Origin of the sequence: Ramlibacter paludis, from assembly GCF_022012305.1 — a bacterium.
In the GTDB taxonomy this organism is placed as follows: Bacteria; Pseudomonadota; Gammaproteobacteria; order Burkholderiales; family Burkholderiaceae_C; genus Ramlibacter; species Ramlibacter paludis.
In genome coordinates this window covers 453,192-466,687 of record NZ_JAKLTM010000004.1, presented here as the reverse complement: position 1 = coordinate 466,687, position 13,496 = coordinate 453,192, and the positions used below count along the sequence as shown (strand labels likewise).

Here is a 13,496-nt window from a genome sequence, read left to right as displayed (position 1 = left end):
AACGGGCATGGACCGGCTGGCCTCCTTCCCCGAACGCGTGCTGGCGCTGCGCGATGGCGCGCAGGTCGCCGTGCGCGAGCGCGGGGCGGCCGGCGCGGGCGCGAGCCTCGTGCTGCTGCACGGCATCAGCTCGGGCGCCGCTTCGTGGGCGCAGGCGCTGCCCGCCACCGGCCATGTGCTCGCCTGGGATGCGCCCGGTTACGGCGCCTCGACGCCGCTGGCGCAGGACGCGCCGCTCGCCGCCGACTACGCCGCCCGCCTGCACGAGACGCTGCTGGCCCTGGGCGTGCAGCGCTGCGTGCTGGTCGGCCACTCGCTGGGAGCGCTGATGGCCTGCGCCTATGCGGCCCGCGCCGACAAGGTGCAGGTCGAGCGGCTCGTCCTGATCAGCCCCGCCCGCGGCTACGGCGACGACGCCGCGGCGGCCGAGCGCGTGCGGCGCGAACGCGGCGAGGCGCTGAAGAACAAGGGCGTGGCCGGCATCGCCGCCGCCATCGACCAGCGCTTGCTGTCGCCGCAGGCCGGTGCGCAGGCGCGTGAACTCGTGCGCGCGAGCGCAGCGCGCCTGAACCCGCAGGGCTACCTGCAGGCCGTGCAGATGCTCGCGGGCAGCACGCTGGCGAAGGTGCCCCAGGACATCCCGGTGGAAGTGCACTGCGGCGAGGCCGACGTCGTCACGCCGCTGGCGCAATGCGAGCAGGTGGCCCGCGCGCTGGGTGCGACGTTCTCCACCATCGCGAATGCGGGGCACGCAAGCCCGGCGGAACGGCCCGAAGCGGTGGCCGCATTGATTGGAAAAGCAAATGGCTGACGGCAACGTGGCGGAAGACAGCAGCGACAAGTACACCGTCCCCGCCCTCGAGCGCGGCCTCAAGCTGCTGGGCGAATTCAACCGCGACACCCGCGTCATCGGCGCGCCCGAGTTCGCGCGCCGGCTCGGCCTGCCGCGCTCCACGGTGTTCCGCCTGCTTTCGACGCTGGAAGCCATGGGCTTCGTCGAGCGCTCGGGCAACGACTACCGCCTGGGCGTCGCCGTGCTGCGCCTGGGCTTCGAATACATCGCCTCGCTGGAGCTGACCGAGCTGGGCCAGCCCGTGCTGCAGCGCCTGTGCGACGAGATCCGCTTCCCGGTCAACATCGTCGTGCGCGACGGCCGCTCGATCGTGTACGTCGCGAAGGTCACGCCGCCCACGCCGTTCGCCAGCGCGGTGCGCGTGGGCACGCGGCTGCCGGCGCACGGCACGGTGCTGGGCCGCATCCTGCTGGAAGACCTGACGCTGCCGGAGCTGCGCGCGCTCTATCCGGAAGAACACCTCGAGGAGTTCTCCACCAACACGCCCAAGACCGTGCTGGAGCTGTTCAACATGGTGGAGATCGACCGCCAGCGCGGCTACGTGCTGGGCGAGGGCTTCTTCGAGTCCAGCATCTCGACGATCGCCGCGCCGGTGCGCGACCACACCGGCCACATCGTCGCCGCGCTTGGCGCGACGATTCCCTCGGCCCACATCGAGCCCGACCGCATCGACGGCCTGGTCGCCCGCGTGCGTGCCGCGGCCGACGAACTCTCCGGCCTGCTCGATTACCAGCCGCGCAAGGGCGCCCAGGTCGTGGCGCTGAAGAAGGCATCATGAACGGCCTCGAACTCCAGGGCGTCACCGCCGTCGTCACCGGCGGCTCCTCCGGCATCGGCCTCGCCACCGCGGAACTGTTCCTGGCGGCGGGCGCCGCGGTCTCCATCTGCGGCCGCGACGCGGATCGCCTGCAAACGGCCGCCGCCGCGCTGCGCAGCCAGTTCCCGCAAGCGCAGCTGCACGCGCAAGCCTGCAACGTGCTGGACCCCGCGCAGGTGCAGGCCTTCGCCGCCGACAGCGAGCGCGCCCTGGGCGCGGCCTCGATCCTGGTGAACAACGCCGGCCAGGGCCGCGTCTCCACCTTCGCCGACACCACCGATGCGGCCTGGACCGAGGAACTGCAGCTGAAGTTCTTCTCGGTGATCCATCCCACGCGCGCCTTCCTGCCGCAGCTGCGCAGCCAGGCCAAGCCCGCCATCGTCTGCGTCAACTCGCTGCTGGCCGCGCAGCCGGAGCCGCACATGGTGGCGACCTCCGCCGCCCGCGCCGGCATCAAGAACCTCGTGCGCTCCATGGCCACCGAGTTCGCGCCCGCCGGCATCCGCGTCAACGGCATCCTGGTCGGCCTGATCGAGTCGGGCCAATGGCGCCGCCGCTTCGAGGCGCGCGAGGACAAGGCGCAGGACTGGGCCGCCTGGACCGGCGAGCTGGCCGCGCGCAAACGCATTCCCCTGCAACGCCTGGGGCTGCCGCAAGAAGCGGCCCGGGCGATCTTCTTCCTCGCCTCGCCGGCGTCCTCGTACACCACCGGCAGCCACATCGACGTTTCCGGAGGCCTCAGCCACCATGCCTGAACAAACCAACACCCTGACCGTCGGCGCCGCCGTCGCCCGCTTCCTGGAGGAATGCGGCGTGCAAGCCGCGTTCGGCGTCATCTCCATCCACAACATGCCGATCCTCGACGCCATGCATGCGCGCGACCGGGTGCGCTGGGTGATGGCGCGCGGCGAAGCCGGCGCCTGCAACATGGCCGACGCCTATGCCCGCACCACCGGCCGCCTGGGCGTGTGCATCACCAGCACCGGCACGGCCGCCGGCAACGCCGCCGGCGCGATGGTGGAAGCGCTCACGGCCGGCACGCCGCTGCTGCACATCACCGGCCAGATCGAGACCGAGTACCTGGACCAGAACCTGGCCTACATCCACGAGGCGCCGGACCAGCTGGCCATGCTGCAGTCCATCTCCAAGGCGGCCTTCCGGGTGCGGAGCGCCGAGACCGCGCTGTCCACGCTGAAGCAGGCCGTGCAGACCGCGCTGACCGCGCCCACCGGACCGGTGAGCGTGGAGATCCCGATCGACATCCAGGAAGCGCTGATCCCGTTGCCCGACCTGACGGCGCTGCCGGTGCCGCGCGCCGAACCCAGCGCCGCCGCGCTCGACGCCCTGGCCGAACGCCTGGCCAAGGCCAAGCGCCCGCTGCTGTGGCTCGGGGGCGGCGCGCGCCATGCCGGCGCCGCCGTGCAGCGCCTGCTGGCGCTGGGCGTTGGCGTGGTCACCAGCACGCAGGGCCGAGGCATCGTGCCGGAAGACGACGCCCGCTCGCTCGGCGCCTACAACCTGCACGCGCCGGTGGAGAAGTTCTACCAGACCTGCGACGCGATGCTGGTGGTGGGCTCGCGCCTGCGCGGCAACGAAACGCTGAAGTACAAGCTGAAGCTGCCCAAGCCGCTGTACCGCATCGATGCCGACGCTTCCGCCGACGGCCGCTGCTACACCACCGACTTCTTCGTGCAGGGCGACTCCGAACTGGCGCTGAACGGCCTGGCCGATCGCCTGCAAGGCCGCATGCAGGTCGACCCGCAGTTCGCGGAAGACCTGCGCGCCGCCCGGGCGCAGGCCGAGGCTTCGCTGATCGACGGCCTCGGCCCTTATGCGGAACTGGTCACGCAACTGCAGAAGGCGGCCGGCCGCAACTTCAACTGGGTGCGCGACGTGACCGTCTCCAACAGCACCTGGGGCAACCGCCAGCTCAAGGTGTTCGACCCGCGCGCCGGCGTGCACGCGCTGGGCGGCGGCATCGGCCAGGGCCTGGCGATGGGCATCGGCGCGGCAGTGGCTGCTGCCGAAACGAAGTCCGGCCGCAAGACGCTGGCGCTCTCCGGCGACGGCGGCTTCATCCTGAACCTGGGCGAGCTCGCCACGGCGGTGCAGGAAAGGGCCGACGTCGTCTACGTGCTGATGAACGACCAGAAGTACGGCGTGATCCGCAACATCCAGGACGCGCACTACGGCGGCCGCCGCTGCTACGTCGACCTGCACACGCCGGACTACGCGCAGCTGAGCGCATCCCTGGGCCTGGGCCACACGCGCGTGAAGAACCTGAAGGAGCTGCCCGCCGCGCTCGACCGCGCGCAAAGCGCGAGCGGACCTTTCATCCTGGAAATCGACATGCTTTCCATCGGCAGCTTCAAGACGGCTTTCGCCGGCCCGCCGACGAAGCTGGCCCAGCCCGCCTGAACCCCGCCATACCGAAGAGGACACGATGCTCAGGATTGCCATGATCGGCTGCGGCGCCATCGGCGCCGGCGTGCTGGAACTGCTGCACGGCGACGCCGACCTGCAGGTTGCCGCCGTGGTGCTGCCGGCCGGCGCGCACAGCGAAGTGCGCGAAGCGGTGGCGAAGTTCGCGCCGCAGGCGCAGGTCGTCTCGCAGATCGACGGCGCGGTGCCGGTCGACGTGGTCGTCGAGTGCGCGGGCCACGCCGCCATCGAGGAGCACGTGCTGCCGGCGCTGGAGCGCGGCATTCCCTGCATGGTTGCTTCGGTCGGCGCGCTGAGCGCCCCGGGCATGGCGCAGCGCATCGAGCAGGCGGCGCGGCGCGGCCGCACCCAGGTGCAGCTGCTGTCGGGCGCCATCGGCGGCATCGACGCGATCGCGGCGGCCCGGGTGGGCGGCCTCGATTCGGTGGTGTATGTCGGCCGCAAGCCGCCGCTCGCCTGGAAAGGCACGCCGGCCGAACGCGACGTCGACCTCGCCGCCCTCGACCAGCCGTACTGCATCTTCGAAGGCAACGCCGAAGATGCGGCGCGGCTCTATCCGAAGAACGCCAACGTGGCGGCCACCTTGTCGCTCGCGGGCCTGGGCCTGCAGCGCACGCAGGTGAAGCTGTATGCGGATCCTTCGGTGACCGAGAACGTGCACTACGTGGAAGCCCGCGGCGCCTTCGGCAGCCTGGAGCTGACCATGCGCGGCAAGCCGCTCGCCGCCAATCCCAAGACTTCCGCGCTGACGGTGTTCAGCGTGGTGCGCGCCCTGGCCAACCGCGGCCGCGCGCTGGCCATCTGAGGAGACCGAGATGCTGGTCACCGATTCGAAGGAACTGCTGCCCCTCTTCATCGCCGGCGAACGGCGCCTGGGCCGCGGCGACGAGGGCGCCACGCTCTATCCCGCCACCGGCGAAGTGGTCGCGCGCCTGCGCGCGCCCAGCCAGGCCGACGTGGAGGAGGCGATCGCCGCCGCCGACCACGCCTTCCGCACCAGCGGCTGGGCGCAGCGCAAGCCGCACGAGCGCGCCGCCGTCCTGCATCGCGTCGCGGCGTTGATCCGCGAACGGGCCGAGCCGCTCGCGCAGCGCCAGCGCCTGGACAACGGCAAGCCGATCCCCGAGACGCGCAACCTGGTCGCCAGCGCCGCCGGCACCTTCCAGTTCTTCGCCGCCGCGCTGGAGACGATGGAAGAAGCGATGACGCCGTCGCGCGGCGATTTCTTCACCATGAGCGTGTTCGAGCCGATGGGCGTGGTCGCGGCGATCACGCCGTGGAACTCGCCCATCGCCAGCGAAGCGCAGAAGCTCGCACCGGCGCTGGCTGCCGGCAACGCCGTGGTGATCAAGCCCGCCGAAGTCACGCCGCTGATGGCGCTGGAACTTGCCGCGCTCTGCGAAGAAGCCGGCGTGCCGCGCGGCATGGTCAGCGTGCTGCCTGGCCGAGGCTCGGTGATCGGCGACGCCATCACCAAGCATCCGCTGGTCAAGCGTGTCTCCTTCACCGGCGGCACATCCACCGGCAAGCACATCGCCCGCATCGCCGCCGACAAGATGATGCCGGTGTCGCTGGAGCTCGGTGGCAAGTCGGCCACCATGGTGCTGGAAGACGCCGACCTCGATCACGCCGTCAACGGCGTGCTGTACGGAATCTTCAGCTCCTCGGGCGAGTCCTGCATCGCCGGCTCGCGCCTGTTCGTGGCGCGCAAGCTGTACGAGGGCTTCCTCGACAAGCTGGCGACCAGGGCCGCGGCGCTGCGCGTGGGCGACCCGGCCGACGAGCGCACGCAGATGGGCCCGCTGATCACGGCCAAGCACCGCGAGACCATCGAGAGCTTCGTGGCGCTGGGCCGCTCCGAGGGTGGCCAGCTGCTCACGGGCGGCAAGCGGCCCGAAGGCGCGCTGTACGACAAGGGCAACTACTACCTGCCCACCATCCTGGCCGGCCTGAAGAACAGCGACCGCATCTGCCAGGAAGAGATCTTCGGCCCGGTGCTGGTGGCCATGCCTTTCGACGACGAAGAGGACCTGCTGCGGCAGGCCAACGACAGCGTGTATGCGCTGGCCGCCGGCATCTGGACGCGCGACTACCAGAAGGCCTGGCGCATCGGCCGCGCGGTGCAGGCCGGCACCGTCTGGATCAACACCTACAAGCAGTTCTCCATTTCCACGCCGTTCGGCGGCTGGCGCGACAGCGGCCTGGGCCGCGAGAAGGGCCGCCTCGGCATCCAGCAGTACATGGAGCAGAAGAGCCTGTACTGGGGCCTCAACACCAACCCGATCGCCTGGGCGAACTGAAAGACAAGCCATGGCCACCCTCGGCATCGACGAAATCACCTACGGCGCGGACGACCTCGCCACCAGCAAGCGCTTCTTCCAGGACTGGGGCCTGAAGCTGGTGGCGGAGGAGGCGGACCGCCTCGTGTTCGAAACCCTGAACGGCGGCCGAGTGATCGTGGCCGCGAGCACCCGCGCCGACCTGCCGCCGGCGATGGAAAGCGGCCCGACCCTGCGCGAAGTGGTGTGGGGCGTGGAGAGCGAGGCCGACCTCGTCACCTACGCACAGCGCATCGCGAAGCAACCGGGCTTTGTGGAGCAGGGCGGCCGCATCGGCTGCACCGACCCCAACGGCCTGGCCGTGCGCTTCCAGGTGACGAAGAAGCACGACGTCGACGTCCAGAGCGCCGACTACAACACCTGGAACCGCAAGGGCCGCGTCAACCAGGCCGCGCCCGCCTACGAGCGCGCGCAGCCGATCGAAGTGGGCCACGTGGTCTTCTTCGTCAAGGACGTGGCCGCCTGCGAGAAGTTCTACACCGGGAACTTCGGTTTCACCGCCTCCGACCGCTACCCGGGCAAGGGCGCCTTCCTGCGCTGTGCGCCCGAGGGCGGCCACCACGACCTGTTCCTGCTGCAGCGCCCGGACAGGCATGCCGGCCTGAACCACGTGGCCTTCACCGTGCGCGACATCCACGAGGTGTTCGGCGGCGGCCTGCACATCTCGCGCTGCGGCTGGGACACCCAGCTCGGCCCGGGCCGGCACCCGATCTCCTCGGCCTACTTCTGGTACTTCAAGAACCCGGCGGGCGCGCTGGTGGAGTACTACGCCGACGAGGACCAGCTCACCGGCGACTGGCAGCCGCGCGAGTTCGAGCCCGGCCCCACCGTGTTCGCCGAGTGGGCCATCGACGGCGGCATCGACGGCAACACCCGCCGCCAGAAATCGGCGGAAGCGCCGACCGGCAAGTTCATCACCGACAAGAAGTGACACCCATGCGCAAATTCCTCCTCCCCTTCACGCTGGCCGCGCTGGCCTGCGTCCCCGCCGTGCAGGCGCAGGACGTGGCCGCCCTCGCGACCAAGCCCTTCACCATCGTCGCGCCATTCCCGCCCGGCGGCCCGGTCGACACGCTGGCGCGCATGCTGGCCGACGGCCTGGCGGCGCAATACAAGCAGACCGCGATCGTGGAGAACAAGCCGGGCGCGGCCGGCAACATCGGCATCGACCAGGTCAAGCGCTCGGTGCCCACCGGCCACACGCTGCTGGTGATCCCGGCCGGCAACCTGACCATCAACCCGACGCTGATGCCGGCCGCGGGCCTCAACATCCTGGGCGACTTCGCGCCGGTGAGCTCGCTGGCGCGCGCCGCCAACGTGGTTGCCGTGAACCCCGCGGTGCCGGCCAAGACCATCGCGGAACTGGTGACGCTGGCCAAGGCCAAGCCGAACAGCGTCGCTTACGCCACGCCCGGCGTCGGCAGCCAGTTGCACCTGGCCGGCGAACTCCTGGGCCAGCAGGCGGGCGCCGACTTCCTGCACGTGGCCTACAAGGGCTCGGGCCCGGGCCTGAACGACGTGCTGGGCGGCACCGTGCCGATGATCATCGGCAACCTGCCGGTGCTGCTGCCGCACATCCAGGCCGGCAAGCTGCGTCCGCTGGCCGTGACCGATGCCACGCGCGACCCGAACATCCCGAACGTGCCCACGCTGGCCGAAGCGGGCGTGCCCGGCATCGCCGTCACCTCGTGGTACGGCGTGCTCGCGCCCAAGGCCACCCCGCCCGCCGTCGTCGAACAGCTGGCCAAGGACATCAACCGCATCCTGACCACGCCCGCCAACCAGGCGCGGCTGGAGCAGCAGGGCCTGCATGCCTGGCTCGTCACCACCGGCGCCTTCGGCGACCTGATCCGCAAGGAGACGGCGACCTGGGCTCCCATCATCCGCACCCGCAAGATCGAGGCGCAATAAGGCGCCGACAAGGAAGGTCCATGAAATCGCATCGCCGTCACCTCCTGGCGCTCGCCGCCGCCCTTTGCCTTGCCCCTGCCGCTTTCGCGCAGGGCAACTGGCCCAGCAAGCCGATCACCATCGTCGTGTCCTATCCCGCGGGCGGCGACACCGATGCGATGGCGCGCCTGTACGCCGAGAAGCTCACGCAGCGCCTCGGCCAGCCGGTCATCGTCGACAACAAGCCGGGCGCGAGCGGCATCATCGGCAGCAGCTTCGTCGCCAAGGCGCCCGCCGACGGCTACACGCTGCTGATGGCGCCCAGCACGCTCTCCATCGCCACACTGGTGGTGAAGACCGGTTCCGGCAACGCCTATGACGTGCTGACCGACTTCACGCCCATCATCCAGACCGCCACCCAGCCGCTGTTCCTGGTCTCGAGCGCCACCGGTCCCAAGGACATGAAGGAATTGCTGTCTACCGCGCGCAGCAAGCCCATGTCATACGCCAGCCCGGGCAGCGGCTCGCCGATGCACATCCTGGGCGAGCTGTTCAACAAGTCGGCGGGCGTCAAGGTGTCCCACGTGCCGTACCGCGGCGTTGCGCCGGCCGTCAACGACGTGCTGGGCGGCCACATTCCGCTGACCTTCATCACCTGGGGCCCGGTGGAGCCCTACGTCGCCGGCGGCAAGGTGCACGTGCTGGCCGTGGCCGACAAGCAGCGTTCGCCGCTCGCGCCCAACGTGCCGACGCTGGCCGAACTGGGCGTGAAGGACGTCGAGGTCGGCGCCTGGCAGGGCCTGCTGGCGCCCAAGGGCCTGCCGCCCGAGATCCAGAAGACGCTCAACACGCACATGAACGAGATCCTGAAGATGCCCGACGTCGTCGCCAAGATGAAGGTGTTCGGCGCGCTGCCCGCGGGCGGCGAACCGGCTCGCCTGGCGAAGACCACCGCGGACGACAACGCCCGCTTCGGCAAGATCATCAAGGACTTCGGCATCTCGGCCGACTGAAGACGCGAGGCGACACACCATGACTCAAGACCGCTACCTGCAGCCCGAGCAAGCCAAGCAGCGCCCGGCCACGCAGTTCGAGGACCTGCTGGGCGACGCCATCGAGCGCGCCTTCGCCGAAGGCATCCACGACCTGCCCGGCCTGGTGGGCTACCTGAACCGCACCGGCCCCTCGGCCGAGAACGGCCAGCCCTGGACCGAATCGTCCTATTGCGCCCTGATGGCGCGCCTGGGCGCCTGAAGGAGAGAAGTACCATGATCCCGATCAAGATTGCCCAGGCCGCCGATCCCGTCGATGCCCTGCTCGAAGTGGGCCTGAAGAACCTCTGGTACCCGATCTGCCCCTCCGGCTTCGTCAAGGAAAAGCCGGTCGCGCTGCGCCGCCTCGGCCGCAAGATCGCCCTCTGGCGCGACGGCGCCGGCAAGCTGCATGCGCTGGAAGACCGCTGCCCCCACCGCGGCGCGCCGCTGTCGCAAGGCGTAGTGCTCGGCGACCGCCTGGCCTGCCCGTACCACGGCGTCGAAGTGCGCTGCGACGGCACGGTGACCAAGGTGCCCGGCAGCCCCGGCTGCAAGCTGGAAGGGTCGCGCCCCACGCTGTCCTTCCACGTGCAGGAACGGCACGGTGCCGTGTTCCTGTTCAACAGCGACGAGAACATCGACACCCCGCCGCCGCTGGAACTGCCCGAGGAGCTGGAAAGCCCCGAGTACTCGCACTTCCTCTGCTACACGGAGTGGAAAGGCGACTACCGCTACGTGATGGACAACGTGATGGACCCGATGCACGGGACCTTCCTGCACAAGCAGTCGCACTCGATGGCCGAGGGCGAGAACACCGCGCAGTTCCAGATCCGTCCCACCGACGCCGGCTTCGTGTTCGAGAAGACCGGGCAGAAAGGCGTCAACTTCGACTGGACCGAATGGGGCAGCACCAACATCCACTGGATGCGGCTTGCGATTCCCTATCCGAAGACCGGCGGCCCGGGCGGCAGCTTCAGCATCGTCGGCAGCTTCACGCCGATCGCGCCCAACATGGCGGCCGTGTTCTTCTGGCGCAGCCGCAAGGTGAGCGGCTGGATGCGCGACACCTGGCGCTTCCTGTACCGCAACCGGCTGGAGGCACGCCACTGGCACGTGCTGGAGCAGGACCGCGTGATGCTGGAGGACATGGAGCCGGACGCCGACCAGTACGAGCACCTGTACCAGCACGACATCGGCCTGGTGCGCCTGCGCCGCGTGCTCAAGCAACTGGCGACCGAGCAGCTCGGGGCCACGGCGGGCTGAAGCCATGACGATGCTGCAAGCCTTCGTCCACACGATGCGGCACGAGGCCGACGGCGTGATGGGGGTCGAGCTGCGCCCCGTGGGCGGCGGCGAGTTCCCCGCCTTCGACGCCGGCGCGCACATCGACCTGCACCTGGCCAATGGCCTGATCCGCAACTACTCGCTGGTCAACCCGGTCGGCGAGCGGCACCGCTACGTGATCGGCGTGCTGCGCGACCGCGCCAGCCGCGGCGGCTCGCGCTACGTGCACGACACGCTGCGGGTCGGCCAGAAGCTGGACATCTCGGCGCCGCGCAACAACTTCCCGCTGCACGAGGACGCGCCTTACACGGTGCTGGTGGCGGGCGGCATCGGCATCACGCCCATCCTGTGCATGGCGCGCCGCCTGAAGGCGCTGGGCCGGCCCTTCGAGCTGATGCTGTTCGCCCGCTCGCGGGCCAGCGCGGCCTTCCTCGACGAAGTGCATGCCCTGGGCGTGCCGCTCACGCTGCACTTCGACGACGAGCAGGGCGGCCCGCCCGACCTGCGCCGGCTGCTGGCGCGCGTGGAGCAGGGCGCGCAGGCGCACTACTACGCCTGCGGCCCGGCGGTGATGCTGGACGGCTTCGTGCAGACCTGCGAGTCGCTCGGTTACGCCAACGCGCACATCGAGCGCTTCGCACCCGTGGAAGTGAAGGCTGCCAGCGATGCGCGCGAGACCTTCAGCGTGGAGCTGAAGCGCAGCGGCAAGGTCATCCAGATCACGCCGGCCAAGAGCATCCTGCAGGCCATCATCGACGAAGGCGTGCACGTGGAGTACAGCTGCATGGAAGGCGTCTGCGGCACCTGCGAGAGCCGCGTGCTGGAAGGCACCCCGGACCACCGCGACTCGGTGCTGAGCCCGGCCGAGCGCGCGAGCAACAAGACCATGATGGTCTGCGTGGGCGGCTGCAAGAGCGAGCGACTCGTACTGGATTTGTAAACCCCCGGAGAAAAACTTGAAGAAGAAACTGATCGCGCTGGCGCTGGCCGGCGCGGCAAGCGGAGCTTTTGCCCAATCGTCCCTCACCCTGTTCGGCGTCGTCGACGTCGGCATCGCGCACCTCACCGGCACCGACACCTCGCGCACCGGCGTGTCCACCGGCGGCGCCAACATCAGCCGGCTCGGCTTTCGCGGCACCGAGGATCTCGGTGGCGGCCTGGCAGCCAGCTTCTGGCTGGAGGCGGGCCTGGATGTCGATACCGGCATCGGCAAGGGCCTGGCCGGCGGCCTGAACTTCAACCGTCGCGCCACGGTGGGCCTGTCCGGCGCCCATTGGGGCGAGCTGCGCCTCGGTCGCGACGACGCTGCGACCTTCCTCAACACGCTGATCTTCGACCCCTTCCTCACCAACGGCGTCGGCGGCAACAACGCCTTCATCATGCAGGGCGCGCCCATCCAGGTGAGCAACGCGATCAGCTACTTCCTGCCGGCGAACCTGGGCGGCTTCTACGGCCAGCTGCAGTACACGCCGAGCGAGCAGCCGTCCGGCGCTCCCAGGCAAGGCAAGTACTGGGGCGTGCGCGGCGGCTGGCGCAGCAAGGTGCTGAACCTGGCGGCGGCCACCGGCGAGCTGAAGGGCGCGACGGCAGCCGACAACGTGAAGATCCACAACGCCGGCATTTCCTACGACTTCGGCATCGCGCGGCCTTCGCTGCTGTGGGCCACCGAGCAGAAGAACGGCGTGAAGATCACGGCGCTGGAACTGGGCGTGGTCGCGCCGGTGGGGCCGGGCGAAGTGCGCGCGCAGGCGAGCCGCTACGACACCAGCAACAGCAACGCCGACTGGACCAAGTTCGCCATCGGCTACGGCTACAACCTGTCGCGCCGCACGCAGCTCTATGCGACCGTGGCGCACGTGAGCAACAGCGACGGCGCGCAGCGCTCGATCGGCGTGCAGGGCCTGGCCGCGCCGGGCACCACGCTGGGGGGCAACTCGAACGGCTACGAGGCGGGGATTCGCCACATCTTCTGACGGCAGCGCGGCTAAGATCGGGTGATGAAAGTCATCCGCCTGGAGCGCTGGTCGGAGTTCGTGGCGCAGACCGATGCGCTGGAGGGCTGGGCCTTCCGCGGCCACGTGTCGCTGGAATGGCCGCTGGTGCCCTCGCTGTCGCGCCGGCTGCAGCAGTTCTCGCCCGATTCCCGGCTCTGGCCGCTGCGCGAGGCGCGGGCCATGCGCATCTTCCGGCGCAAGGCCCACGTCTACCTGCACGACCGCGCGGCGCTCGAGGACGACCTCCGCTGCCTCGCGCTGATGCAGCACCACGGCGCCTCCACGCGCCTGCTGGACTTCACCAAGTCGCCTTTCGTCGCGGCCTTCTTCGCCCTGGAAAGCGCGACCCACGACGTCGCCGTGTTCGCCCTGAATACGCCGGCGCTGTGGCACGGCGCGCCGTCCTTCGACCCCTCGCTCACGCGCACCAAGATCGACCCGCGCGTGCCCGGCAATTTCGACGCGTACTTCGCCGGCAACCGGTTGCCGGTGATCTGGTTCGGCGAGCCCTCGGAGATGGACAGCCGCCTGGTCGCGCAGTCGGGACTGTTCGTGCTGCCCGGCGTGCTGGACAAGCCGCTGGATGCCATCCTCGATTGCTATGGCGGCTCGGAGAACCTGCTCACGCAGTTCGTGCTGTCGGCCGCCATGCGCGAGGAGGCGATGCGCGCGCTGTACCGCATGAACGTCACCTACGCCACGCTGTTCCCGGATCTCGACGGCCTGGCGCGCTCGGTCAGCTACGAGCTGGAGGCGATCTGGGAGCGGCTCGTCGAGGATTACGAGCGCGCCCACAGCGACGATCCGACGCTGCCCGGGGGCGTGGCCGGGTCGTGACCGGCG

Annotated in this window: 14 protein-coding genes; all 14 read left to right on the top strand. The window is 69.9% G+C overall.

The genetic code is table 11. The annotated features are described in order from the left end of the window. Nucleotides 1–7 precede the first annotated feature (7 nt). From LZ009_RS15990 to LZ009_RS15925, 14 genes are read left to right on the top strand one after another with little or no spacing between them, the layout of a single operon-like run. Nucleotides 8–811 carry an alpha/beta fold hydrolase gene (locus LZ009_RS15990; protein WP_275698943.1) on the top strand — a complete coding sequence of 268 codons (804 nt, stop codon included), beginning with the start codon at nt 8–10 and terminating at the stop codon, nt 809–811. Continuing rightward, nucleotides 804–1,631 (top strand): IclR family transcriptional regulator, encoded by an 828-nt coding sequence (locus LZ009_RS15985; protein ID WP_275698942.1) that lies wholly within the window; start codon nt 804–806, stop codon nt 1,629–1,631. Before LZ009_RS15990 ends, LZ009_RS15985 begins: the two co-directional genes overlap by 8 nt. Continuing rightward, the gene (locus tag LZ009_RS15980) at nt 1,628–2,425 is read left to right on the top strand and encodes an SDR family oxidoreductase (RefSeq protein WP_275698941.1); all 798 of its coding nucleotides are present in this window, start codon (nt 1,628–1,630) and stop codon (nt 2,423–2,425) included. The genes LZ009_RS15985 and LZ009_RS15980 overlap by 4 nt, the downstream gene beginning before the upstream one ends. Then, the gene (locus LZ009_RS15975) at nt 2,418–4,088 is read left to right on the top strand and encodes a thiamine pyrophosphate-binding protein (protein ID WP_275698940.1); all 1,671 of its coding nucleotides are present in this window, start codon (nt 2,418–2,420) and stop codon (nt 4,086–4,088) included. The genes LZ009_RS15980 and LZ009_RS15975 overlap by 8 nt, the downstream gene beginning before the upstream one ends. Before the next feature lie 25 nt (nt 4,089–4,113). Next, nucleotides 4,114–4,917: an aspartate dehydrogenase gene (locus LZ009_RS15970; protein WP_275698939.1), complete on the top strand. Its 804-nt coding sequence runs from the start codon at nt 4,114–4,116 to the stop codon at nt 4,915–4,917. Between the two features lie 10 nt (nt 4,918–4,927). Continuing rightward, nucleotides 4,928–6,412, top strand: a complete 1,485-nt coding sequence (locus tag LZ009_RS15965; protein WP_275698938.1) for an aldehyde dehydrogenase — start codon at nt 4,928–4,930, stop codon at nt 6,410–6,412. Nucleotides 6,413–6,422: 10 nt separating this feature from the next. Next, entirely contained in the window at nt 6,423–7,382 is a 960-nt protein-coding gene (locus tag LZ009_RS15960; RefSeq protein WP_275698937.1) for a VOC family protein, read from the top strand. Between the two features lie 5 nt (nt 7,383–7,387). Then, nucleotides 7,388–8,362, top strand: a complete 975-nt coding sequence (locus LZ009_RS15955) for a Bug family tripartite tricarboxylate transporter substrate binding protein (RefSeq protein ID WP_275698936.1) — start codon at nt 7,388–7,390, stop codon at nt 8,360–8,362. A 20-nt stretch (nt 8,363–8,382) separates the two neighbouring features. Next, nucleotides 8,383–9,354 (top strand): Bug family tripartite tricarboxylate transporter substrate binding protein, encoded by a 972-nt coding sequence (locus LZ009_RS15950; protein WP_275698935.1) that lies wholly within the window; start codon nt 8,383–8,385, stop codon nt 9,352–9,354. A gap of 19 nt (nt 9,355–9,373) precedes the next feature. Beyond that, nucleotides 9,374–9,595 carry a recombinase-like helix-turn-helix domain-containing protein gene (locus LZ009_RS15945; protein WP_275698934.1) on the top strand — a complete coding sequence of 74 codons (222 nt, stop codon included), beginning with the start codon at nt 9,374–9,376 and terminating at the stop codon, nt 9,593–9,595. Between the two features lie 14 nt (nt 9,596–9,609). After that, complete coding sequence (locus LZ009_RS15940; protein WP_275698933.1) at nt 9,610–10,638, top strand: aromatic ring-hydroxylating oxygenase subunit alpha; 1,029 nt, start codon at nt 9,610–9,612, stop codon at nt 10,636–10,638. Nucleotides 10,639–10,642: 4 nt separating this feature from the next. After that, on the top strand, nt 10,643–11,599 hold the full coding sequence (locus tag LZ009_RS15935) for a PDR/VanB family oxidoreductase (RefSeq protein ID WP_275698932.1): 957 nt from the start codon (nt 10,643–10,645) through the stop codon (nt 11,597–11,599). Nucleotides 11,600–11,615: 16 nt separating this feature from the next. Continuing rightward, a complete protein-coding gene (locus tag LZ009_RS15930; protein WP_275698931.1) occupies nt 11,616–12,632 on the top strand; it encodes a porin in 1,017 nt (338 codons plus the stop codon). Nucleotides 12,633–12,656: 24 nt separating this feature from the next. Further along, on the top strand, nt 12,657–13,490 hold the full coding sequence (locus LZ009_RS15925) for an FRG domain-containing protein (RefSeq protein ID WP_275698930.1): 834 nt from the start codon (nt 12,657–12,659) through the stop codon (nt 13,488–13,490). Nucleotides 13,491–13,496 lie beyond the last annotated feature (6 nt).